Raw genomic sequence first — 21888 nt, 5'->3', positions numbered from 1 at the left:
GTTAATACTGCGGCGATGGCCAAGGAGCAGACATCGGATTCCTATAAAAATACTCTACTGAATTTATTAGACTCAGTAGAGTATAAAAATGTATACATATCTTATGCCTCTAAGCATTAGATTATCCAATAGTAAATCTTTATACCACAGTGCAAATACTGTAAATGCGGAAAGTTGAACATTAGCGATGATGCAATCTTTGGAAAGCAATATTGGATTTGGGATTTGGTTGACTCACTATTCAGGTTCAATCTCAGTAATAGGAAATCAACCTAAACGATTAAGCGCAGACTCGGATGAACGCAGTAACTTTTTGGTACAAATCCAAAAACATAGTCATGCATTCACTTTTACTAAATCCACATCCGCAAGCCAGATAATTCTACTTTGAGCCGATGCCATTTCTTCCAAAATTGGGGAACGCCATTCTACTGCATAAAGCCAATTGTTTTTCAGGCTAAAAATCCCTTGAATAGTCCGACGTGATGGTTCTTCACTAAAATCAACTTCCACCATATCCCCCAATTGAAAAGCTGGTGTAGCAACTGGGGCTTTTTCCACTAAGTTTGTTCCAGAAAATTCTTTTTGAGACAAATAGAGTATTTCACGACAGCAGACTATGGCATAAATCCATTCCTGTCTCTCCCATTGGACACCACAACAGTAGCCTGATATATCAGAGTTTGATAAAAAAACTTTTTCCAGGATTTGAACTGCCAATGGTGGCATGTCTTTTCCCCAAGGTACAGAACTATGCCAACAAGATTCTAAAGCGACAATTTGATTAATCATGCAAAGTAATCTCTTTTTTATACATAAACTACTTTGCATTTGTATAATCCGGATGTAATTTCAAAATCCAGTCACAGCAACATCTTGGTGAGCTACTCTAGGGAGGCAGGGGCAGGTAGATGAGGTAATATGATATCTAACGGCAAGTCTTACCTCCGGGTTCTCAAGAAGGGTACGAGTTTGCGCTACTTTCCAATAAAGGTCATCGACAAACAAAGAAGCCTGAGCGCCGGAAGCCGATGCTCAGAACTTTGGAGACAAACCTTGCGTGTAAATATGCAATGTTTATTTGCCTAACAGCTTAAAAGCGATAGTTGCGATCGCGCACCCACATACTAACTGGCACTGCCTTGCCCTGTGGATCAACTTTCGCCTTGACCACAATGGGCGGTACTTGTCCTCTACGGGCGCGTTGGGCTTGTAAGTCGTTCCTAATTTGTTGCCGTTGGTTTTCTGGAATGTAATATGTTTCTAAGCCGTAGTTAACAGAACCATCTTGATAAACACCTTTTAAGGCTACTTGGTTGGCTCTTAGAGTTGTGGGGCGATCGCTACTTACTCGTAACGGTCTCCAAGCTCTAGGAACACCGCGACCAGTGGATAGTTGCTCTTGCAAAGTCACGTAAATGTTGGTTCCTTCAGGCAATCTTCTACCACTTCCACGACCTTTGCTGACTAATGTTTGCCAACCAGGTAATCTGCTCAAATTTGCAGTGCGGGATATATTGTAATCTAAGTCTAAGGTGTTACCTTCTAGCAGATTGTTAGGATTTACAGGTACGGTTTGTAAAATCACCGTCTTACCTGTCACATCTGTATAAACTGCTTGGGCTGGTACTGCCATAATCAGCCCTGTTTGCAGCGCCAGGGGAGCTAGTAACCGCCAAAAAGGCAAAGGCTTATTCGATTTTTGTTCACTAGCAATCAAGTAATCCCGAAAAGTTACCTTACTAGAAAATTCGGCTTCGGGAGATAAGGTTTTATTTTTAGATTCAGAAGAACTATTAGTCATGAGCGTAGTCCTAAAAAGCAGAGGGATTGAGGAGGTCAAAAGTAACGAGCTTAGGACTGACGCAGAGAAACTTTAAAAACTTTAACGCACAGAGATTTCAGAATAAGTTAGGAGTTAGGAGTTAGGAATGCAAGACAAAATCATCTTTATGGTTGGTCTTTTCCTGACTTCTGAATTCTGACTCCTGAATTCTTTGATCCTTTGCACTACTTCTTACTTGCACTACCACCAGGTAAGCGACGTTCAAACCAGAGTCCAGCGCTAATTAAAGCAGAACCGCACAAAACAAAGACCAGAGACTTGAAAAGTAAATCGGTATCGTACTCTTGCACGCGACTGATAATTTGCAGTGTTACTAACAACATACCACCCCAAAAGGAACTTCTGTTGTTTAATTTCAATCCTTCTTGAATTAGTCCCCAGGCTAATGTTGCTAGAAGTACATTGAAAATAAAAACACCAAGTTCATCAATCCGGCTGATAGTTTGATGCCAAAAAGGTACTACGGTAATAAAGGCAAGAAAGGTAGTAATGACAGCAGTAGTGAAAATCACTTCGCGGCGCGGTGGGTTATTTCTTTGACGCAGTAGAAACAACCATTGCAATACTGCCAAGCCACTGAGAATCCCCAAATCGATAATCGGCAGAGACGCGAATAAGTTTGTCACATTCGTAGGCTGATTATAACTATAATTTGGAGATTCCCAGACCCAACGAAAAGACAAGATATAAAAGACAATGCCGAAGCTTACCAAGGCTAAATTACGGGCCAGAGATTGAAACAACCTGTAATTTATGCTTGGAAACAGCAAGTCATCATAACTCCAGAATAATGCAGGTGGGAGTGCAAAAGCAAAAGATGCCACCCAAGGGGCTATATCAGCATAATTCAGCAGTGGCAGAGGATTAAGGTTGGCTTGTAAGGAACTAGCAAAGACAAAGGCTGCTAAACCAAAAATCCAACGCGAGCGACAGAAGTAGGCTAAGGGTACAAACACCAGCCATGCCAACAAAGGCATGTGCTGCACCACTAGACGCGACCAAGTTGGATCACCTGAAGCGTACCACAAGTCTTCTAATCCTGTCCAATAGCCGATTTCCACGAGGATAATTGACAGAATTCCTAAAGAATTTAAGCACAAACTGAAGGCCATTACCACAACACCCAACCCCCAGGCGAGAAACAGTTGGGAAGCTGAACCAGCAATATTGAACATCTGGGCCATCAGCAGTAAATTTGCACCGAAAATTAAGGCGCTTAAAATGAGCAACCCCTCTCCCAGTAAGCGTTTGCTTTTTTGTGGCTTCTTTCCTTCAGGTGTTATCCAATTGTAAAATCCAGTGATTGCGATCGCAAAAAACAAACTGATCAGTACAATAAACTTGACTTCTCGCGATCCTCCCTGCCAGTTTCCTGCTACAAAGGTAATTATGCCTAAGCATAAAAGGATGCCACCTATAGCAATTGCGATCGCTTTATTGCGATCGCGTGTAGCAGCTTCCAGGTTTTTAAATTGATAACGTTCTGCTATTTGCTCATAGAGCGAAGAACTAATTAATCCTTCATCCCTCCATAATTGTGCTTCTTTGCGTAATTTTTGCGGAAAACTATCTAAGAACATGACCTTCTCCGGTGCAGTGGGGTAGCTTGGCCATTGCGTTCCCAATGGCGGTCATTATATTTTGAGTATGAAGCCAAAAGCCTTAATTACATTGTTCTTGTGTAACAGTTTTATTTTGATTTTGATACAAGCTAATTCATAATTCGTAATTCCTAATTCGTAATTAATAATCCACATGGAAAAACCTTCTAATTTATTACTTAAAGTCTCGCGGCGTTTGTTCACTAATCTAGATGATCAAGAAAAATTTATTGAGGCTTTAATGAATCCTCAGCCATTTTCACCTAGTATTCTTTGGTGTAAAGAAAAGCCAGAGGTTTCGTTTTTCGCGGTGGAAACACCAACCTATTGGCAACCAGAATTTATAGACCGTTTATCTTTGGGAGAAAAACCCGGTCAGCATCTCTTGCATCAACAAGGATATTTCTATTGTTTAGATTTTTCTTCGGTGTTTGCAGCGACTACTTTGTTAGCTATTCCTGTGCCAATAAGTTTAGTTTTTGATATGTGTGCCGCACCAGGAGGTAAAAGTATCTTCGCTTGGAAAGCTTTACAACCTGACTTACTCATTAGTAATGAAGTAATTGGTAAACGCCTGGGAATGCTAATTTCTAATTTGAAGCGTTGCCAGATTAGCCCTAGTGCAGTAGTTAATAGAGATTCGAGTATATTTGCCGAAATGTTTCCTGATTCTAGCAATCTAGTAATAGTAGATGCTCCTTGTACTGGACAATCTTTACTTGCTAAAGGTGAAAAAGCTCCTGGATGTTTTCACCCAACTGCTATTAATAAGAGCGCAAATCGACAAAAACGTATTATAGCTAACTCTGCTAAACTTGTTTCACCACAAGGCTATCTTGCTTATATGACCTGCACATATTCGCCTGAAGAAAATGAGCAAGTTTGTGAATGGTTTTTGGAACGCTTTCCCCAGTTCCAGGCAGTAGAAATTAGTAATTTAGCCAAATATCAGTCGCATTTAACTAAAATGCCTTGTTATCGGATCTTTCCTCAAGATATGTTAGGTGCTGGCGCATTTACAATACTGTTTAAAAATACTAACGAGCATGAAAGTGAAGGTAATGAAGTAGATTTAAATACAATCTCCTCGTTGTATATCTACCAAAATCTGAAAAAGTAAAGTTAGTTAAATTGATGGCAGATATTTTGGCATTAAGACTTACATAATATCTAATGTTTTGAATAATGCTACATTTGTCAATCAGTCATCAGAAGTACACTTTTTACAACAATTGATTTTATATTTATAAGGTTACAAACCTAGTACAGCACAACAGAAATAAGCATACTATTTCAATGGCACAAAAGTTTGGAATACAATTATGCGTGACTTTTGACTTCCGCCTTGCGGTTGTGCGGTGCTACTTCAACAATCAATAACTTTCAATAATTAAATTTTATAGTTAAAAATGTTTTTTAACCTTTTTATAACCTTAAGTTAACTAAAATTTATCCGGTATCAGCTCTCGACTTTTTGAAATAAACATTGTACAAAAAAGCTAGACCGTAAAGGATGCAAATTACATGAGTCGAAAAATCAGCAAAGTCTTTAAACAGTCTGGGGTTATTCCTTATAGAGTAAACAATGGCAAAGTCGAAATCTTGCTAATCACAACCCGTAACTTTCAACACTGGGTAATTCCGAAAGGAGATATTCCTAACGGCATGAGTCCACCCGCTTCAGCAGCCAAAGAGGCGTGGGAAGAAGCAGGGGTAATTGGACAAGTAGACACCAATGAACTCGGTAGTTATAAGTACCGTAAAGGAGGAAAAATTTACCGAGTTAAGATGTATTTGTTACCAGTTGAGATGCTAAGTGAAGATTATCCAGAAGCAAGTAAAAGAAAACGGCAGTGGGTAGAAGTTACTAAAGCTATCAGGCGGGTTAAGTTTAATTCACTCAAACGAATCCTTAAAGGTTTTTTCCAGGTCGAATCTCACTTTTGTGCATTTCGAGATTTTACTCAAGTATAGTAAAATACATTAATTAAATATGTATAATTAAACATACAATAAAATCCTACTTTGTAGTGAAGATTCATCACTCATATAGCAGTCCTAAATCATTCGTGAAAAATCAGATCCCCGACTTATTTGAGAAGTCGGGGATCTGAGTCTCTCTATTTTCACAACTTATTTAGGATTGCTATAGCAAGGTTTATTTATTTGATAGTACTATGGATATATTTATTGAGTGTCGTTTTAAATCCACAATAAAGCTACCCAAGTTTTGATACCAACAATTCCATCAGCTTGCAATCCTTTAGATGTTTGGAAACTAACAATTGCATCCTTAACTGACTCAGAAAAATGCCCATCAATGGCATCAGTATACAATCCAATATCTTTTAATTGCTGTTGTAATTGTTTTACTCTCAGCCCAGAATCTTCTAGCTGTAAGGGATTAAATCTATTTAAATCAGCTCGACCACTAACACCAGCTACACCAGGTACATCATCATCATATTGATGGATTAAGTATTGCCCCTGCCAAGCACTAGGAATATGTGGAACTTTAACATTGTAATGGGCAATCCATAAGGGATAACTAGCAAAATCAGATGGGTTGTCAAGGTCTTCTTCCCAGAAATTGGGGTAAGTATAAATAATCGGTTTAATTGGTTTTTGTGTTTGTTGTAAAAGAGCTTTTTCCACCTCTGCTAACCACTGTTTGGCTGCATCAATTACTTCTTGTTTATTTCCTCCTTTGTCAATTGCCTCTACATCCAAAACTGGTGGTAAGTCTCCTGGTTCTAATTTTCCCACGGTTTTTAAGAATTCCTTCGCTTGGTCAACCGGGTCTGATGTACGGGAATGAAGGAAATGATAAGCACCCCGAATAATACCAACAGTTTTCATAGTCTGCCAATGATGAGCAAAAGCAGAATCTTTAATGGTAACTCCTTCTGTGGCTTTGACAAATGCAAAGGTTTTACCAGAGTTTTTTACTGCCGTCCAATCTACTCTGCCGTCTTTATCAAAAACATCAATTCCTTCCATAGAATTTTTTAACCTTTTTGATTAGTACAATAGTGAACTTATCAGAGGCTTTGATTAAATTTATGCTTTTCTTGGGTATTTGAGTAAATTACAGAAATTTACTAGGGTTGAGTGTCAACAGACCGTACTGGAGTCACTCTGACTTTACCTGTACAAGGATTGATTTGTTCTGTGAGGGTAAAGTGCTCGTAAGCATTAGGAGGTGTGATTTCAATCTTACTAGACATTGGGCATTGTTCCTCTGTGGAACGAATGTGGTTATATGCTATCTGAAATGAGGCTTGTTTTCCAGGAGCTAGAGTTACTTGTTGTTGAGGTTGCTTACTCGAAAAGTAAGTGCCCTCAGAGCGAAGAATTTTAACCCCCTTCAAAGGCTGGTCTTTTTTATCCAATAATGCCAATCCTGGATAACCGTAGAGGGTGCAAGGCGATGAGGCGTTATTGGTGAAGGCGTAAGTCAGTGCAACATTCCCAACGCCAGCATCTTCAGAAACTCGGCGCACTGACAATTGGCTAGTTTCACAGCGCGTTGGATTTGTAGCACTAGTGGCTTGAGGGGTAGAATTGTCTGTAGTTTTTCTAGTGGGTGTAGGTGTTGAGGTTAACACAGTTGCCTTCGTTGCTTGCTCAGTACTTGCTGGCAAGGCTTGCGGCTGGTTTGTAACAGAGGAAGAACCGACACATCCACTTGTCACCGCAGTTAGGAGCAATAACATACTGCTTTCCACAATTGAAATTCGCATATCTGTTTTTTGTAGTGAACTACTTAGACTGATGCTTTATATACAGTGTAAGTTTCCAAATTCACAAGGGTTAGGATTGCTGTGTATACAGCATCTTTTTTCCTTTCATGGGTATGGTTCTGAATAAGCTTTGATCATCATTCCTGAGGTCATAATTCTCTACTAACACGCTTGGTGTCTGGAAACTACAAAATCTCTGATTTTGAACTTGTGAGGATTACTTCAGGATTACGTCTTCCTTTTCTGAAGAATGTTAATTTCTTAAAAATTCTTTATAGAACCCATTTGACATCTAAGAAGGTGCAGCAAGCCTTCTAACCATCAACCGAATAAAACAAATTGGTGATAACTGTGGTCTAACAGGATAGTGATCTTGGAAATTTTATCCAGTAGAGAAGCGATCGCAGTTCCGTATAAGCGATCGCTATAATTAATCCCTAACCACAGGGATTGATTATGACAATTATATTTGTCCCAGTAGTTTAACGATTGCAGTGCTAGCCCCCTCATCCCGTCACTCTTAACCCCAATTTCTCACAAATGAGAAATCCGGGGGTTGACCTGTTGAGCCTGAAGTGTAGATGACATAGGCTAAATTATCGAATGTAGAGCTATTAACAGGATTATCTTTATTTGCGTGAGATACGTCTTGCCAGTCTTGATCTAAGCAGACTGCCGTTTCTTACGCAAAAGCTTTGTCAGTTAGTTGTGCAAGTTGCCTTAGAAAGTTATAAAGGAACAATTACTATACCGAACGGTGCTGAAGGATATTGGGTAGAACAATTGGTGCGATCGCTACTATGTGTAGATTTCAGGCATTGTTGGAAAGACTAGGGTTATTACTGTAGCGTCTTTGAAAAAGAATTGCTGCCAAATTAGTTACTAAACAGGTGATTGCTAGCCACAGCAAGATATAAGTAGGAGCCATCACCACGCCAATCTGGAACCAAGTATATACGTGCAGTATCATTACAGAAGCGAAAAAGCTAGCAATTCCCGCAGATTGCCACACTTGATACGATGGGCGACGTAAGGCTACCAGGCTCATCGTTAAAATTGTGACAAGTAAGTTCGCTGGTACGAGAAATGCACAAATACTAACGCAATTGCCACGAGAGAACTCAGCTAAGGTGTTTAAATCGAGCATTAATTTCTTGGGATAGATGTTAGCGTTTTAAGAATTTAATTTATTGTATTTTAAAATAACGAAATTAACTTTAATATATGAGTGAGTAATCACATTGCAAATATAACATGATTTCAACTACAGAGTTGCGTTTTGATACTCCCAATAGTTAGTTAATTATAAAGATTTTGGATAAGTAGGGTGGAAAATACCCACCCTAGCGGAATTAACCCGGTAAAATCACCGTATCGATAACATGTATCACACCATTATCAGCTTCGATATCTGCTGCTAAAACTGTGGCATTTTTAACTTCAAAACCATCAAAAGAACTAATTTTAATCGGTGAACCTTCTACAGAATTAACCGTACCGAGTTCTGCTAAATCAGCCTTTAGGAGCTTTCCTGAAACGACATGATACTTTAATATCCGCGTTAACTGGGGAATATTCTGTAACAAAGTTTGGATAGTTCCCGGCGGTAACTTGGCAAAAGCATCGTCATTTGGTGCAAAAACAGTGAACGGACCAGGACTTTTTAATGTTTCTACTAAACCAGCAGCTTGTACAGCTGCCACTAGTGTTTTAAAAGACTCAGCCGTAACTGCAATATCAACAATATCAGCCATATATCTTACCTAAATCTCCCTAAATCTCTGCAAAAGATTTTAAAGGATAATAAACCTATTTGAAGTTTTATTAAACAAAATAAATTTAAAATTAGGCATTAAAAAAGAGGCGGGGGAGCAGGGAGCAGGGGAGACAAGGGGACAAGGGGACAAGGGGACTTAAATCAGAACTTGCAACAAGTGTTTCCCCTTGTCCCCAATTCTCAAGAGTCCCCAAGTCCTCTTTCCAATGCTCCATGCTCAATTCCCATTAGTTATGATTAACTTTCCAGTTTGCTAGATCGGTTAAAGAGCGATCGCGGTAACGTCCATAACGCTCCTGCTTACTCTTGATTTTCGCACCCAGTTCGGGAAAAATCCCGAAGTTGGGCGGCATTGGTTGAAAATGCTTCGGCGAAGCGGAACTAATAAATTCTAATAACGCACCCATCATTGTTGTTGGTGGTAAAACTAAAGCTTCTTTACCCAAAGCTAGCCGCGCTGCATTAATTCCCGCCAGACAGCCACCCGCAGCCGCAGCAGTGTAGCCTTCAGTACCAATCAACTGTCCAGCAGCTAACAATGTTGGACGCTCTTTAAATTGCAGAGTCGGATGCATTAGCCCAGGAGCATTAATAAAAGTGTTGCGGTGCATTACTCCCAATCGGACAAATTCTGCCTTTTCCAAACCTGGAATTAACTGAAATATTCGCTTTTGCTCACCCCAGCGCAGGTTAGTTTGGAATCCTACCATATTCCACAGTTGACCAGCTTTATCTTCTTGTCGTAACTGCACCACAGCATAAGGACGTTCCCCGGTGCGAGTATCTGACAATCCCACTGGCTTTAGGGGGCCGTAGCGCATGGTATCTTCCCCACGCTGTGCTAGTTCTTCAATGGGTAAACAAGCTTCAAAAAATTTCGCCGTTTCCCGTTCAAAACCCTTGAGTTCTGTTTGTTCCGCTTTACAAAGTTCTTCTCGAAACCGCAAGTACTGCTCCTTATTCATTGGGCAGTTGAGATAAGCAGCTTCACCTTTGTCATAACGTGATGCCATAAAGGCAATGTCACGGTTAATCGATTCTCCCACAATAATCGGACTAGCCGCATCGAAAAAGCTCAGGTATTCCATCCCTGTAAAGCGGCGCAAATCTTCGGCTAAGTCGGGACTCGTTAAAGGCCCGGTTGCCAAAACCACAATTCCTTCCGGAATCGCAGATACTTCACCCCGGCGAAATTCAATTAAAGGATGGCTGGCTAAAGTTTGAGTCAAGTCTTGGCCAAATTGTCCCCTGTCTACTGCTAGCGCCCCACCCGCAGGTACGGCGTGTTCATCAGCTTTTGAGATGACAATAGAACCGAGTTGGCGTAATTCTTCGTGCAATAATCCAGTTGCGCGATCGCTTGCCATTGCCCCAAAGGAATTACTACACACTAATTCTGCCAAATGTTCTGTATGATGAGCAGGGCTGAACCGTTTTGGACGCATTTCATGGAGAATTACCGGCACTCCAGCTTGGGCTATTTGCCAAGCTGCTTCAGTCCCAGCTAGTCCACCTCCAATTACTTGTATCGGTTGTTGTTCCATAGTTAAATTTTTAATTCCTATATCATAAGTATCACAGAAGGAAAATTAAATAAAAAGTCATGCTGACTATATAATCAGCGTAAAACATAGTGGAGCAACAACACCAGATAATCTCTGCTATGCCTGTGTTTTATGTAATTTTCAAACAAAGAACTGATTTGGAGTCAACAATTATAAATTATCTGTGTCAATTCCCTTTTCTTTGAGTTTAGCCAACAATTCTTGATAGCGATCGCGCTCTTTTTCTAATTCTTGTAAAGCCGCTTCCTTTGCTTGGCGTTCTTGTTCGCGTAACTGGTCAATTTCTACAGGTGACAAAAACTTTTGTCCGGTTGGAGAAACAATTTCCAGGGTATCCGGTGTCAGTGTAAAACTGATTCCCAAACGCGGACTTACCCAGCCATTCATCTCTTCGATAACTTCAAAACTATCTCCAGAACGAAGCAAGCCATTTAAATCGTTCTTAGCCGGATCATAAATATAATATTCTTCCACGCCGTAACGCTGGTAAAACTGCAATTTTTTGGTCATTTCTTTGAGGGTGTTACCTGGCGATAGAATTTCAAATACTACCTGTGGGGGGATATTATCTTCATTCCATTGTAAATAGGAACCCCGTTTTCCTTTTGGTCTACCAAAGACTACCATCGTATCCGGCGCTTGTTTAATATTCGGGCTTCCTTGAACTGGATACCAAAACAAATCTCCGGCAATAAATACATCAGCTTGCGATGCAAATAGAATTTCTAAATTTTCTTTAATTTTGACAATCCATGTAAATTGTTCTGTATTATCCGCCATTGGCTGTCCGTCGCTTTCTGGGTAGATGACTTCGATGGTGGTTTCTGGTGTAACTTGTTGTACCATTGCTGCACCTCCAAGTATGGGGTTTATAGCTGATATTTGTAGTTAAGGTAGCGATCGCGTTAATCTAAAATGCTTAGATGCAAAAAGACTTGTCGCCAAACATTGCTTGTCTGAATTTATTCATTTAGAGGCGTTTGCTGTATTGCTTGCTGAACCTGTACAACATCCAAATCTAACGCCTGTGATATCTGTTCCACACTTAAACCCAGTGCTAGCAGTTTAGGTACAGCTTCTAACTTTGCCTCAAAACGACCTTCTTGTTTGCCTTCTTGATAAACCCGTGTTTGCTTCAACTCACTTAACCCAAACATCGCTTCTATCTCCTCTCGACTTATGTTAGGCAATTTATAAACTAAGATTGTCTCTATTAATTCTAGTAATTGTTCTTGTGGTAGTTGCAAATTTACCGCTTGTTTAGTACGGTTAATTAGTTCTCTGGCGGTAGTAATAGTTGTATCTTCATTTTCAATTACTAATTTTAGGGTAGCAATACCTATTGGTAGTGATGCAGCTTCGCCTAATTCATCCAAGTAAATTATACTAATACGACTGCTGTTGAAGAATTCGTGGCAATCTTGTCGCTCACCAGTATCTATATTCCTTCTGGGATAAATCACCACTCCTCGCCAAGAATTTTTAGATTTATTTTGCCGTAAATAGAGAAATACTTCTGAAACTAGACGTAAATAAATATCTAAATCTGGTTGAAATTGAACTTCGACGAAATAAATGGGATTTTCTTCGTCTTGAGTGGGAAGAAATACACCATCTATTCTAAAGGCAGTTTGTTTGATTTCAACTGAAGAGAATTGATAGGTATTTGCAGTTTCAGGAGGATTCCCAATCAGTTCAAAGAAGATACTGGGAAATTCTTGAAATAAACGATAAAAGATGCTGTCAGTTTTCACTCTGGATGTTAAGGCACAATTTTGAACTTCAGCAATTTTATAATGTGCTGCTTTCTAATTGCATAAATTATCCCAGATGGAAAACTAGCTATTTGGCAGCTTCTTGTATTTTTTGATCGTAATTTCCATACTTATGGAAATTTCCGATCGCGTACTTCCAGCGCATAATCTTGCACGGCTTTGGTAATCGTTTCTCGCAAGTTTGTATAAACTTTGGCAAATGGTGGATGCTTTTCGGTAAGTCCGAGGACATCTGAGGTAACTAAAACTTGTCCATCGCAGTGAGTTCCTGCACCGATACCGATTGTCGGAATGTTTAATTTTTGTGTAATCTGCATTGCCAAATCTGCGGGGATATGCTCTAAGACAAGAGAAAATACACCTGCTTGTTCCAGAGCGATCGCTTCTTGTAAAATCCTCTCACTCGCTTCTTGCGTTTTCCCTTGTTGTCGCAAACCGAGTTGATGTATTGATTGCGGTGTCAAACCGACATGACCCATTACCGGAATTCCAGCTTGAACCAAACGAGCAATAGTTTCTGCGATCGCTGGATAGCCACCTTCCAATTTTACCGCTTGAGCGCCCGTTTCCTTCAGTACCCGCCCAGCTGAGTGCATCGCTTGCTGGAGACTTTCTTGATACGTCAAGAATGGTAAATCTACTACCACTAATGCCCGTTTAACCCCACGGCGCACAGATTTGGCGTGGTATATCATCTCATCCAAAGTTATCGGCAGTGTTGTTTCATACCCTAGAACTACTGCCATAGAATCACCCACAAGGATTAAGTCTACACCAGCTGCATCGATGAGTTGAGCGATCGCATAATCCCAGGCCGTCAACGCTACAATTGAACGTCCCTGTTGTTTCCATTGAATTAATTGCTGGGTAGTAATTGCCATTGCCAATTTTAGATTTTAGATTTTGGATTTTGGATTGGGGATTAGGTATTAGTTATTAAGTATTGGGTATTAGGAATAAAATTTCCTATTCCTAGTCCCCAGTCCCTAGTCCCCAGTCCCTAATCCTTACTTAACGGCGCGACTGAAAGCAATATGTGGTTTTGCACTGTCGGTTTTAGGCATTAACCAAGCTAGACCTTCACTAGTGCCGATCCATAATTTATTAGCGATGTCAGGTGCAAGGGCAAGAACCCGACTAGAAGGAAGTCCAGCAACTTCTGCATCTAACACAGCTCCTGTATTTGGATTTAATCGTAACAAACCATTGTTAGTCCCAACCCAGACACTACCATCTTTAGCAAAACGTATTGCTGTCACGTCACGCCCACGCAGGCGAGTCACAGACCGTAACACTGCACCAGTTTTTGGGTTAATAACTAGCAAATTATTTGGCATTCCCGCCCAAATTAACCCTTCTGGACTGATAGCTAAAGCTTGGACAGTCGTCCCTGGTAAATCGGCTATCCGCTTCATAATCGCAGCACTAGCAGTATTTATCCGCACCAGTCCATCAAGAGTGCCAACCCACAGTTGACCTTCAGCATCTAAAGTCAGGGTGTTGGCGCTGACACCAGGCAGATTTTTTAATGTTGTCATAATCAAGCCTTGGTCGGGACTAATTAGGGCTAAACCGCTATCGGTTCCAGTCCACAAATAACCCCTTTTGTCAACTAACAATGACAACACCCGTTTAGAAGGCAAAAATAAATTCTGCGCCGTGATTTCACTAGTACGGGGGTCTACTCGGAACAGTCCATCATAACTTCCTACCCACAAACGTCCTACTTTGTCTTGGGCTAAAGCACCAATAGCAACATTCGGTAAACTAACACGAGAAATAATCTTGCCGGTTTTAGGATCAATCCGCGATAGTCCCCGCCAAGAACCTACCCAAAGATTGCCAGTAATATCTCCCAGTAAATTACCGACACGATAATCAGTTTTTGGCGAATTTTCTTGCACTCCTCGCTCATCGGGCAAAGGTTCTACTCGCGGTGGCGGTGCAGAAGGTGGGTAAGCAGGAGTTAAATCAGATGAATTAATATCAGGGGTTTTTTGTGCCCATCCTATACTTGGCAAAGCTATCAACCCCAGCAAGATAGAAGTAGTCAATAAACTAGTACGCTTGCAAAACAATACCACGGTGACATTTCCTTTGGAGACAGTACCCATAGCCGTTACCTAAACTGGCTTTGGGTTAGTTCCAGTGTTCCCCTAGTCAGGATTTTTTAAACATTGAGAATTGGGCATTGGGCATTGGGCATAGAGGATGAGTCTTTGAACTCCATTAATGAGTTTTTGAACTCCACTCCCCATGCCAAAACACCATTGATGACACCTTGTAAAGCATTTGTAATAAAATGTTAAATGTTTATGTAATAACAAAATTAAATATATAAGTTAAAAACTTTCAAAGAATAACTTATCGAATTATTGATATATTGTGGAATAAGTTACAAATTACGTGGTGTGCAATTTTTTATCTTTAACGCTCACGACTCTGCTAAATCTCTGTCAAGTAAATTCTTTTCTGGTATCTTTTCCATCAACGGAAAAGATATAGGGAGTGTAGAGGCGGGAATGTGTGCCAGCCAGCCCAATCCCCTGAATACCCCGATTTGTAGGGGAATTATCTAAAATAAAGCCGCAAAAAGCGGAATTTTTGGTGAAATTGAGAAGGTTTAGTTAGGTGCGAAGAAGAGGTAAAAAAGAATTTTGATTCGTAGGAAGAGGAAACAGTAGAAGCGCTAGGTTGTGTACCCATAGAATGGGATAACACTGGTGAGGAGGGCTACCACCGCTACCAAAGTGTCAGCCGCAAAAAAACTGCTACCCTTTGCCAAAAACAACCCCTAACAAAAATTTTTCCTGATCTCCTCCCCGATGAAGGGGGGAAAAATCGGGTGAGGGGAAGTTGCACAAAACGTGATTTGATAATTAACAAGAGTGATTTCAGGGAAGGATAAAATATGTCTTACGCTCAAACGAAGACTCAGAGCAAGTCTGGGTATCAAGCCGGGGTTAAAGATTACAGACTAACTTATTACACACCCGATTACACACCAAAAGATACCGATCTTCTAGCTGCGTTCCGCATGACACCCCAGCCTGGTGTTCCTCCCGAAGAAGCAGGTGCGGCTGTAGCGGCTGAGTCTTCCACAGGTACTTGGACAACTGTGTGGACAGACTTGCTCACCGACCTTGATCGCTACAAAGGTCGTTGCTACGATATCGAACCAGTTCCTGGTGAAGACAACCAGTACATTTGCTACGTTGCCTATCCTCTGGACTTGTTTGAAGAAGGTTCTGTAACCAACGTTTTGACCTCAATTGTAGGTAACGTATTTGGTTTCAAAGCTCTGCGGGCATTGCGTTTAGAAGATATTCGCTTTCCAGTAGCTTACATCAAGACCTTCCAAGGGCCTCCTCACGGTATCCAAGTTGAGCGCGACAAGTTAAACAAATACGGTCGTCCTTTGCTGGGTTGTACCATTAAGCCCAAATTGGGTCTTTCTGCTAAGAACTACGGACGCGCTGTATACGAATGCTTACGCGGTGGTTTGGACTTCACCAAAGACGATGAAAACATCAACTCCGCACCATTCCAAAGATGGCGCGATCGCTTCTTGTTCGTAGCTGAAGCTATCAACAAATCACAAGCAGAAACCGGTGAAATTAAAGGTCACTACCTAAACGTTACTGCTCCTACCTGTGAAGAAATGCTAAAGCGGGCTGAGTACGCAAAAGAACTCAAAATGCCCATCATCATGCATGACTACCTAACCGCAGGTTTCACCGCCAACACCACATTGGCTCGTTGGTGCCGTGATAACGGTATCCTGCTACACATTCACCGTGCTATGCACGCTGTAATTGACCGTCAAAAGAACCACGGTATCCACTTCCGTGTATTGGCTAAAGCCCTACGTTTGTCTGGTGGTGACCACATCCACACTGGCACCGTAGTTGGTAAGTTGGAAGGTGAGCGTGGCATCACAATGGGCTTCGTTGACCTGTTGCGTGAAAACTACATCGAGCAAGACAAGTCTCGTGGTATTTACTTTACCCAAGACTGGGCTTCTCTACCTGGTGTAATGGCAGTTGCTTCTGGTGGTATCCACGTATGGCACATGCCCGCGCTGGTAGAAATCTTTGGTGATGACTCCGTACTACAATTCGGTGGTGGTACTCTGGGACATCCTTGGGGTAACGCTCCTGGTGCAACCGCTAACCGCGTCGCCTTGGAAGCCGTTGTTCAAGCTCGTAACGAAGGCCGTAACTTGGCTCGTGAAGGTAACGATATCATCCGCGAAGCTGCCAAGTGGTCTCCTGAACTAGCTGTTGCTTGCGAACTGTGGAAAGAAATCAAGTTCGAGTTTGAAGCAATGGATACCGTCTGATCGAAAGTTAGGAGTTAGAAGTTAAGAGTTAAGAGTTACATTAATTCATAATTCATAACTCATAACTTATAACTCATAACTGTTAAAGGCTGGGGTCAAGCATGAATCTTAAGCAAATTGCGAAGGACACAGCCAAGACTCTCCAAAGTTACCTGACTTATCAGGCTTTAAGGACAGTACTGGCACAGCTAGGCGAAACAAATCCTCCACTAGCACTTTGGTTGCATAACTTTTCCACTGACAAAATTCAGGATGGTGAAGCATACATTGAGCAATTGTTCCGAGAAAAGCCAGATTTGGCATTGCGGATCATGACTGTCAGAGAACATATTGCGGAGGAAGTTGCTGATTTTTTACCAGAAATGGTTCGCACTGGCATTCAACAAGGCAACATGGAAAAGCGTCGCCAGCATCTAGAACGCATCACACGAATAGACACATCTAACCCCAGTCTGCAACCAGAACAGCAAGCAACTTCAGATCCGAATTTAGATAACTTATCTAATTAGTTCGATCAACCTAGTAGTCAAAAATCGCAACCCATTATCAAAATCTATGCAAACTTTACCAAAAGAGCGTCGTTACGAAACCCTTTCTTATCTACCACCTCTGTCTGACGCTCAAATTGCCAAGCAGATTCAGTACATTTTGAATCAAGGTTACATTCCAGCGATCGAATTTAACGAAACTTCTGAGCCAACAGAATTATATTGGACAATGTGGAAGTTGCCTTTGTTCGGTGCTAAATCTACTCAAGAAGTATTGAGCGAAGTTCAAGGATGCCGTTCTCAATTCAACACCAGCTATATCCGTGTTGTGGGTTTTGACAACATCAAGCAGTGCCAAGTTCTCAGCTTTCTTGTTCACAAACCTAACAAAGCTAATAGATACTAAAGCAAGCGTTGCTTTAAGTAATTAGTTTATCTTCATAGGAGAGGTAGAATTATCTGCCTCTCCTATTTATTAACTAAATAATTATAAAAATTCTGGCAAACCTCACTATTCAGTCCCAGGAATTTTATGGAACATGAGTGAATCAAAAGTAATTTTAAATACACCATCACCTCGTACTTGTCAAAGTTTGGCTAAGGACTTGTTGGACGCAGGTTTAACTCCAGGTATGAATGTGATAGTACACTCTTCTCTTAGTTCGCTGGGATGGGTTTGTGGTGGTTCAGTCGCAGTAGTTCAAGCACTGATGGATGTGATTACGCCAGCAGGAACTCTCGTAATGCCTACCTATTCTGGTGATTTGTCTGACCCTAATACGTGGCAAGCACCAGCTGTTCCCACTGACTGGTGGTCAATTATATATGAAACAATGCCAGCTTTTGATCCAAAAGTAACTCCTACGCGACGTATGGGCAAGATTGTTGAAACTTTCCGAACTTGGCAAGGCGTAGTGCGGAGTTCTCATCCGACGGTTTCCTTTGCTGCTTGGGGAAAGCACGCCGAAAAGATTATCTTTGATCATGCCTTAGAAAACTCTCTTGGAGAAAGTTCACCATTAGCTCGTCTTTATGAGTTGAACGGTTCGGTGCTATTATTAGGAGTTGGATACGATCGCTGCACGAGTTTTCATTTAGCAGAATACCGGGTTGATCGAACACTGCGAGTTAGCAGGGGTGCGCCAATTCTGGAAACGGGACAGCGAATCTGGAAAGTTTACACAGATATTGAATTTGACGATGACTGTTTTGTTGAGATCGGTGCAGCTTTTGAACAAACTGGTCATGTCAAAGTTTCAACAGTTGGTTCTGCACAAACCAAGCTATTGTCTATCAGAAACGGTGTTGATTTTGCCGTTAATTGGTTGACAACTCATCCCAGATAAACCTCTCAATTCACAGGCTATTTTATCAGATTAAAATCTGGATTTGAAAGCAAAAATTTAAGAATTAGACAGCACAGAAGTAATGAGTTCAGTACATATAGCAGAAGTAAGGATTTGTTTTGTTGGTGACTCTTTTGTTAATGGTACTGGCGATCAAGAATGTCTTGGTTGGACAGGGAGAGTATGTACAAATGCTAATAAAAGAGGTTATGACATTACTTACTATAATTTAGGAATTAGGCGTGATACGAGTACTGATATAGCAAGGCGTTGGTTACAAGAAGTATCACTGCGATTACCCAAAGAATATGATGGTAGAGTTGTGTTTTCTTTTGGATTGAATGACACAACATTAGAAAATGGTAAAACTCGCGTGGATTTGGTAGATTCTATCAAAAATGCCCGTGAAATTTTAAGTAAAGCTCAAAAGCTATATCCTGTTTTGATGGTTGGCCCTGCACCCTACGCAGAACAAAAAGATGGTCAAAGAACGAACAGAAATACTGATTTATCTAAACAGTTTGCTTTAATTTGCAATGAATTGAATATACCTTATTTAGACCTTTTTCCGATATTAGAAAAATCAAATATCTGGATTAATGAAGCAAGAGCTAATGATGGTGTTCATCCAAGAGCAGGCGGTTATGCAGAATTTGCCCAAATCGTGGAAAATTGGGATAGTTGGTTAAATTGGTTTCCTCTGAACTTAATTGAGCATTCAAAGTTAGGATAGTGGTAGCACCTGATTTTTATATCCAAAAGTGGTAATTATGCAACAAATTACTCTAGCTGAAGCATCTCAAAACTTACCTGACTTAATTGAAGCAGCACTCGGAGGTGAGGAAATTATTATTATCAAAGATAATCAACCTTTGGTGAAGTTAACTCCTATGTCGCCACTTAAACACCGCCGTCAACCTGGAAGTGCTAAGGGTTTAATTACAATATCTGATGACTTTGATGAACCACTGGAAGATTTTAAGGAATATATGGAATGATATTACTGTTGGATACACATACTTTTATTTGGTATGTGACTGACAATTCAAGGCTTAGTAATCAAGTACTAGAGTTCATCAATGATGAGAATAATGAGATTTTGCTAAGTATCGCTAGTCTATGGGAAATAGCTATTAATCAGAATTTAGGAAAACTTAGTTTCAATCAGCCATTTGAAATATTTATCACACAGCAACTCAACCTCAACGATTTTAGGTTACTCGATATCAAAATTAACCATATTGCTGTTGTTGCCACACTACCTTTACATCATCGCGATCCATTTGACCGAATTTTAATTGCACAAGCACTCGTAGAAAATATACCTATCCTGAGTGCTGATAAAATTTTCGATGCATATCCAACAAGACGTTTATGGTAGGTAAGGTTGCTTTTCTACCAAAAGATAAATAAACAGTCATCGCCAAAAAAACTTAACATTACTTTAGGCAGTGCTAGGCAAAGATAATTTTATGGGTTACTACATCGCTCCCCGCTTTCTAGACAAACTGGCTGTCCACATCACTAAAAACTTTCTAAAGCTTCCTGGCGTGAGAGTTCCCGTGATTTTAGGTATTCACGGACGCAAAGGAGAAGGCAAAACATTTCAATGTCAATTAGTCTTCGAGAAAATGGGTATCGAAGTAACTCACATATCTGGCGGCGAGTTGGAAAGTCCAGATGCAGGAGATCCAGCGCGGTTGATTCGGCTGCGCTATCGAGAAACAGCAGAACTAATCAAAGTACGCGGCAAAATGTGTGTACTGATGATTAACGATTTAGATGCGGGGGCTGGACGCTTTGATGAAGGGACTCAATATACTGTAAATACGCAGTTAGTGAATGCCACACTGATGAATATTGCTGATAATCCCACAGATGTGCAGTTGCCTGGAAGCTATGATTCCACGCCTTTACATCGTGTACCGATTATTGTCACAGGTAATGATTTTTCTACTCTCTATGCACCGTTAATTCGGGATGGACGGATGGAGAAATTTTACTGGGAACCAAACCGAGATGACAAGGTAGGAATTGTCAAGGGAATTTTTGAACCGGATGGATTGTCACAGAAGGAAGTTGAACAGCTAGTTGATACTTTTGTCAATCAGTCAATTGACTTTTTTAGCGCTTTGCGATCGCGCATTTATGATGAACAAATCCGCAACTACATCCATCAAGTAGGTTTTGAGCGGGTATCCTTGAATGTGGTTAATAGTACTGAAGGGCCACCAGAATTTAGAAAACCAGATTTCAGGCTGTCTCACTTAATCGAGTCTGGTAACTTCCTCGTTGGTGAACAAAAACGGGTGGAAAATTCCCATTTGGTTGATGATTACAACCGACTCAATCGAGGTAGAAATTCTCAATCTGCACCACCTGCTGCTGTAACACCAATTAATCAGCCATCAAGCAATGGTGCAACTCAAGAAGCAAAAACTAATGGATTCCAGAAGCAGGAAGCATCCAGTACCCATTTAACCCTAGATACACAAGCTCAAATTAGGCAATTATTATCTCAAGGTTACAAAATTAGTATTGAACACGTCGATGAGCGCCGTTTCCGCACAGGTGCTTGGCAAACTTGTGTTCATAGCCACATTGATGCAGAGTCTGATGCAATTTCAAATTTGGAATCAACTCTGACAGAATATAGCGGTGAGTACGTGCGCTTGGTTGGTATTGATCCAAAAGCCAAGCGCCGGGTGGTGGAGACAATTATTCAACGTCCGAATGGAAAGAATTAGTCATTAGTCATTAGACCTGCCTTGAAAATAGGGACTGGGGATTGGGGAATGGGGACTGCCTTGAAAATAGGGACTGGGGATTGGGGAATGGGGACTGGGGAAGAAATATTTTCATTCCTTCATTGTGAAACGTGTTTATCGCTAACGTAATTCGTAATTCCCGATAAAAGGCAGGCATTTACTGTAGACTATAGGACTAATGTTTGATTTCTGAAAAAGCTCGGTAGAACTTGAAAAACCTAATTCCCTACTCCCCACTCCCCGCCCACGTAGATAATTTCAAAAATCAAATACCATTCCTATATTAATTACGAATTATTTGGTTACAGCAATTTTTTGGCATTAGTCTATTTTTTTGGGAATGAGACTGGCGCTTTTTGTTACACTATCCCAGACAATCCAGCTAATAGAATTATCTAAATCATCGGGGCTATTTGAAACTTTAAAATATAACTTTTCTGTACCTTTTGTTTCAATAGCAAAGTCGGCATTTTGAGCATAAACGACTATAAAACCTTTGTCTCGTAAACAATACATTGCCCAGGCTTTCAATGATTGCTTGTATGGTTCGTGTGGAATTGGCGGTTTTGTGATTGTGTCTTCAATTAGTTTAAATATTTGCGTGATTTTCGCGGTCATAGTAGATACTTTTGTTATT

At 40.7% G+C, this 21888-nt stretch carries 26 protein-coding genes; 12 read left to right on the top strand and 14 right to left on the bottom strand.

Annotation, left to right across the window (positions count from 1 at the left end; genetic code table 11):
- Nucleotides 1-336: 336 nt before the first annotated feature.
- From CDC33_RS02365 to CDC33_RS02355, 3 genes are all read right to left on the bottom strand, one after another.
- Complete coding sequence (locus CDC33_RS02365; RefSeq protein WP_109007132.1) at nt 337-792, bottom strand: DUF1392 domain-containing protein; 456 nt, start codon at nt 790-792, stop codon at nt 337-339.
- A 301-nt stretch (nt 793-1093) separates the two neighbouring features.
- Nucleotides 1094-1804, bottom strand: a complete 711-nt coding sequence (locus CDC33_RS02360; RefSeq protein WP_109007131.1) for a GDYXXLXY domain-containing protein — start codon at nt 1802-1804, stop codon at nt 1094-1096.
- A gap of 206 nt (nt 1805-2010) precedes the next feature.
- Nucleotides 2011-3426, bottom strand: a complete 1416-nt coding sequence (locus CDC33_RS02355; protein ID WP_109007130.1) for a DUF2157 domain-containing protein — start codon at nt 3424-3426, stop codon at nt 2011-2013.
- Nucleotides 3427-3601: 175 nt separating this feature from the next.
- On the opposite strand from CDC33_RS02355, the gene CDC33_RS02350 reads away from it, so the two are divergent.
- Nucleotides 3602-4567: an RsmB/NOP family class I SAM-dependent RNA methyltransferase gene (locus CDC33_RS02350; RefSeq protein ID WP_109007129.1), complete on the top strand. Its 966-nt coding sequence runs from the start codon at nt 3602-3604 to the stop codon at nt 4565-4567.
- Between the two features lie 404 nt (nt 4568-4971).
- Nucleotides 4972-5421, top strand: coding sequence for an NUDIX hydrolase (locus tag CDC33_RS02345; RefSeq protein WP_109007128.1), 450 nt, complete (start codon nt 4972-4974; stop codon nt 5419-5421).
- Between the two features lie 228 nt (nt 5422-5649).
- Here the strand turns inward: CDC33_RS02345 and CDC33_RS02340 are convergent, their stop codons facing one another.
- From CDC33_RS02340 to CDC33_RS37655, 3 genes are all read right to left on the bottom strand, one after another.
- Nucleotides 5650-6447: a GH25 family lysozyme gene (locus tag CDC33_RS02340; RefSeq protein WP_109007127.1), complete on the bottom strand. Its 798-nt coding sequence runs from the start codon at nt 6445-6447 to the stop codon at nt 5650-5652.
- A gap of 101 nt (nt 6448-6548) precedes the next feature.
- Complete coding sequence (locus CDC33_RS02335; protein WP_109007126.1) at nt 6549-7190, bottom strand: DUF4232 domain-containing protein; 642 nt, start codon at nt 7188-7190, stop codon at nt 6549-6551.
- Nucleotides 7191-7511: 321 nt separating this feature from the next.
- Nucleotides 7512-7700 (bottom strand): hypothetical protein, encoded by a 189-nt coding sequence (locus CDC33_RS37655; protein ID WP_146195763.1) that lies wholly within the window; start codon nt 7698-7700, stop codon nt 7512-7514.
- A 123-nt stretch (nt 7701-7823) separates the two neighbouring features.
- On the opposite strand from CDC33_RS37655, the gene CDC33_RS37650 reads away from it, so the two are divergent.
- The gene (locus CDC33_RS37650; RefSeq protein WP_146195762.1) at nt 7824-8024 is read left to right on the top strand and encodes a hypothetical protein; all 201 of its coding nucleotides are present in this window, start codon (nt 7824-7826) and stop codon (nt 8022-8024) included.
- Here the strand turns inward: CDC33_RS37650 and CDC33_RS02325 are convergent.
- The 3 genes from CDC33_RS02325 to trmFO all read right to left on the bottom strand — a co-directional run bounded on the left by CDC33_RS02325 (nt 8002) and on the right by trmFO (nt 10511).
- Nucleotides 8002-8337, bottom strand: coding sequence for a hypothetical protein (locus tag CDC33_RS02325; RefSeq protein WP_109007125.1), 336 nt, complete (start codon nt 8335-8337; stop codon nt 8002-8004). The genes CDC33_RS37650 and CDC33_RS02325 overlap by 23 nt on opposite strands.
- A gap of 205 nt (nt 8338-8542) precedes the next feature.
- The gene (locus tag CDC33_RS02320; protein ID WP_109007124.1) at nt 8543-8944 is read right to left on the bottom strand and encodes a fasciclin domain-containing protein; all 402 of its coding nucleotides are present in this window, start codon (nt 8942-8944) and stop codon (nt 8543-8545) included.
- A gap of 250 nt (nt 8945-9194) precedes the next feature.
- Nucleotides 9195-10511: an FADH(2)-oxidizing methylenetetrahydrofolate--tRNA-(uracil(54)-C(5))-methyltransferase TrmFO gene (trmFO, locus tag CDC33_RS02315; protein ID WP_109007123.1), complete on the bottom strand. Its 1317-nt coding sequence runs from the start codon at nt 10509-10511 to the stop codon at nt 9195-9197.
- Nucleotides 10512-10560: 49 nt separating this feature from the next.
- On the opposite strand from trmFO, the gene CDC33_RS41110 reads away from it, so the two are divergent.
- Nucleotides 10561-10668, top strand: a complete 108-nt coding sequence (locus CDC33_RS41110) for an HNH endonuclease (RefSeq protein WP_280524443.1) — start codon at nt 10561-10563, stop codon at nt 10666-10668.
- Between the two features lie 14 nt (nt 10669-10682).
- Here the strand turns inward: CDC33_RS41110 and CDC33_RS02305 are convergent, their stop codons facing one another.
- From CDC33_RS02305 to CDC33_RS02290, 4 genes are all read right to left on the bottom strand, one after another.
- The gene (locus CDC33_RS02305) at nt 10683-11378 is read right to left on the bottom strand and encodes a Uma2 family endonuclease (RefSeq protein ID WP_109007122.1); all 696 of its coding nucleotides are present in this window, start codon (nt 11376-11378) and stop codon (nt 10683-10685) included.
- A 116-nt stretch (nt 11379-11494) separates the two neighbouring features.
- Entirely contained in the window at nt 11495-12286 is a 792-nt protein-coding gene (locus tag CDC33_RS02300; RefSeq protein WP_109007121.1) for an Rpn family recombination-promoting nuclease/putative transposase, read from the bottom strand.
- A gap of 131 nt (nt 12287-12417) precedes the next feature.
- Complete coding sequence (gene panB, locus CDC33_RS02295) at nt 12418-13188, bottom strand: 3-methyl-2-oxobutanoate hydroxymethyltransferase (RefSeq protein ID WP_109007120.1); 771 nt, start codon at nt 13186-13188, stop codon at nt 12418-12420.
- Between the two features lie 126 nt (nt 13189-13314).
- The gene (locus tag CDC33_RS02290; protein ID WP_109007119.1) at nt 13315-14421 is read right to left on the bottom strand and encodes a ligand-binding sensor domain-containing protein; all 1107 of its coding nucleotides are present in this window, start codon (nt 14419-14421) and stop codon (nt 13315-13317) included.
- A 797-nt stretch (nt 14422-15218) separates the two neighbouring features.
- Here CDC33_RS02290 and CDC33_RS02285 point away from each other — a divergent pair.
- From CDC33_RS02285 to CDC33_RS02250, 8 genes are all read left to right on the top strand, one after another.
- Nucleotides 15219-16649, top strand: coding sequence for a form I ribulose bisphosphate carboxylase large subunit (locus CDC33_RS02285; protein WP_100900845.1), 1431 nt, complete (start codon nt 15219-15221; stop codon nt 16647-16649).
- A 101-nt stretch (nt 16650-16750) separates the two neighbouring features.
- Nucleotides 16751-17158, top strand: a complete 408-nt coding sequence (gene rcbX, locus CDC33_RS02280; RefSeq protein ID WP_109007118.1) for a RuBisCO chaperone RbcX — start codon at nt 16751-16753, stop codon at nt 17156-17158.
- A 46-nt stretch (nt 17159-17204) separates the two neighbouring features.
- Complete coding sequence (locus CDC33_RS02275) at nt 17205-17543, top strand: ribulose bisphosphate carboxylase small subunit (protein ID WP_109007117.1); 339 nt, start codon at nt 17205-17207, stop codon at nt 17541-17543.
- Between the two features lie 133 nt (nt 17544-17676).
- Nucleotides 17677-18483, top strand: coding sequence for an AAC(3) family N-acetyltransferase (locus CDC33_RS02270; protein WP_109007116.1), 807 nt, complete (start codon nt 17677-17679; stop codon nt 18481-18483).
- An 82-nt stretch (nt 18484-18565) separates the two neighbouring features.
- Nucleotides 18566-19216 carry a GDSL-type esterase/lipase family protein gene (locus tag CDC33_RS02265; protein WP_109007115.1) on the top strand — a complete coding sequence of 217 codons (651 nt, stop codon included), beginning with the start codon at nt 18566-18568 and terminating at the stop codon, nt 19214-19216.
- Between the two features lie 37 nt (nt 19217-19253).
- Complete coding sequence (locus CDC33_RS02260) at nt 19254-19481, top strand: type II toxin-antitoxin system Phd/YefM family antitoxin (protein ID WP_109007114.1); 228 nt, start codon at nt 19254-19256, stop codon at nt 19479-19481.
- The gene (locus CDC33_RS02255) at nt 19478-19864 is read left to right on the top strand and encodes a type II toxin-antitoxin system VapC family toxin (protein WP_109007113.1); all 387 of its coding nucleotides are present in this window, start codon (nt 19478-19480) and stop codon (nt 19862-19864) included. The genes CDC33_RS02260 and CDC33_RS02255 overlap by 4 nt, the downstream gene beginning before the upstream one ends.
- Before the next feature lie 91 nt (nt 19865-19955).
- A complete protein-coding gene (locus CDC33_RS02250) occupies nt 19956-21230 on the top strand; it encodes a RuBisCO small subunit-like domain-containing protein (RefSeq protein ID WP_109007112.1) in 1275 nt (424 codons plus the stop codon).
- Between the two features lie 342 nt (nt 21231-21572).
- On the opposite strand, the gene CDC33_RS02245 is transcribed toward CDC33_RS02250, so the two are convergent.
- Nucleotides 21573-21869, bottom strand: a complete 297-nt coding sequence (locus tag CDC33_RS02245; RefSeq protein WP_109007111.1) for a hypothetical protein — start codon at nt 21867-21869, stop codon at nt 21573-21575.
- Nucleotides 21870-21888 lie beyond the last annotated feature (19 nt).

It is taken from the genome of Nostoc commune NIES-4072 (genome assembly GCF_003113895.1).
Taxonomy (GTDB): Bacteria; Cyanobacteriota; Cyanobacteriia; order Cyanobacteriales; family Nostocaceae; genus Nostoc; species Nostoc commune.
The sequence above is the reverse complement of the archived record's forward strand: the minus strand, read 5'-3'. Positions and strand labels throughout refer to the sequence as shown.

Bases quoted from the DNA above. Each gene is read 5' to 3' on its own strand.
- CDC33_RS02290 (WP_109007119.1), bottom strand. From the start codon at position 14,421: ATGGGTACTGTCTCCAAAGGAAATGTCACCGTGGTATTGTTTTGCAAG.
- CDC33_RS02245 (WP_109007111.1), bottom strand. From the start codon at position 21,869: ATGACCGCGAAAATCACGCAAATATTTAAACTAATTGAAGACACAATC.
- CDC33_RS02270 (WP_109007116.1), top strand. From the start codon at position 17,677: ATGAGTGAATCAAAAGTAATTTTAAATACACCATCACCTCGTACTTGT.
- CDC33_RS02250 (WP_109007112.1), top strand. From the start codon at position 19,956: ATGGGTTACTACATCGCTCCCCGCTTTCTAGACAAACTGGCTGTCCAC.
- CDC33_RS02255 (WP_109007113.1), top strand. From the start codon at position 19,478: ATGATATTACTGTTGGATACACATACTTTTATTTGGTATGTGACTGAC.
- trmFO (WP_109007123.1), bottom strand. From the start codon at position 10,511: ATGGAACAACAACCGATACAAGTAATTGGAGGTGGACTAGCTGGGACT.
- CDC33_RS02365 (WP_109007132.1), bottom strand. From the start codon at position 792: ATGATTAATCAAATTGTCGCTTTAGAATCTTGTTGGCATAGTTCTGTA.
- rcbX (WP_109007118.1), top strand. From the start codon at position 16,751: ATGAATCTTAAGCAAATTGCGAAGGACACAGCCAAGACTCTCCAAAGT.
- panB (WP_109007120.1), bottom strand. From the start codon at position 13,188: ATGGCAATTACTACCCAGCAATTAATTCAATGGAAACAACAGGGACGT.
- CDC33_RS02355 (WP_109007130.1), bottom strand. From the start codon at position 3,426: ATGTTCTTAGATAGTTTTCCGCAAAAATTACGCAAAGAAGCACAATTA.
- CDC33_RS02350 (WP_109007129.1), top strand. From the start codon at position 3,602: ATGGAAAAACCTTCTAATTTATTACTTAAAGTCTCGCGGCGTTTGTTC.
- CDC33_RS02285 (WP_100900845.1), top strand. From the start codon at position 15,219: ATGTCTTACGCTCAAACGAAGACTCAGAGCAAGTCTGGGTATCAAGCC.
- CDC33_RS02320 (WP_109007124.1), bottom strand. From the start codon at position 8,944: ATGGCTGATATTGTTGATATTGCAGTTACGGCTGAGTCTTTTAAAACA.
- CDC33_RS02335 (WP_109007126.1), bottom strand. From the start codon at position 7,190: ATGCGAATTTCAATTGTGGAAAGCAGTATGTTATTGCTCCTAACTGCG.
- CDC33_RS02305 (WP_109007122.1), bottom strand. From the start codon at position 11,378: ATGGTACAACAAGTTACACCAGAAACCACCATCGAAGTCATCTACCCA.
- CDC33_RS02340 (WP_109007127.1), bottom strand. From the start codon at position 6,447: ATGGAAGGAATTGATGTTTTTGATAAAGACGGCAGAGTAGATTGGACG.
- CDC33_RS02345 (WP_109007128.1), top strand. From the start codon at position 4,972: ATGAGTCGAAAAATCAGCAAAGTCTTTAAACAGTCTGGGGTTATTCCT.
- CDC33_RS02260 (WP_109007114.1), top strand. From the start codon at position 19,254: ATGCAACAAATTACTCTAGCTGAAGCATCTCAAAACTTACCTGACTTA.
- CDC33_RS02275 (WP_109007117.1), top strand. From the start codon at position 17,205: ATGCAAACTTTACCAAAAGAGCGTCGTTACGAAACCCTTTCTTATCTA.
- CDC33_RS02265 (WP_109007115.1), top strand. From the start codon at position 18,566: ATGAGTTCAGTACATATAGCAGAAGTAAGGATTTGTTTTGTTGGTGAC.
- CDC33_RS37655 (WP_146195763.1), bottom strand. From the start codon at position 7,700: ATGAGGGGGCTAGCACTGCAATCGTTAAACTACTGGGACAAATATAAT.
- CDC33_RS02360 (WP_109007131.1), bottom strand. From the start codon at position 1,804: ATGACTAATAGTTCTTCTGAATCTAAAAATAAAACCTTATCTCCCGAA.
- CDC33_RS02325 (WP_109007125.1), bottom strand. From the start codon at position 8,337: ATGCTCGATTTAAACACCTTAGCTGAGTTCTCTCGTGGCAATTGCGTT.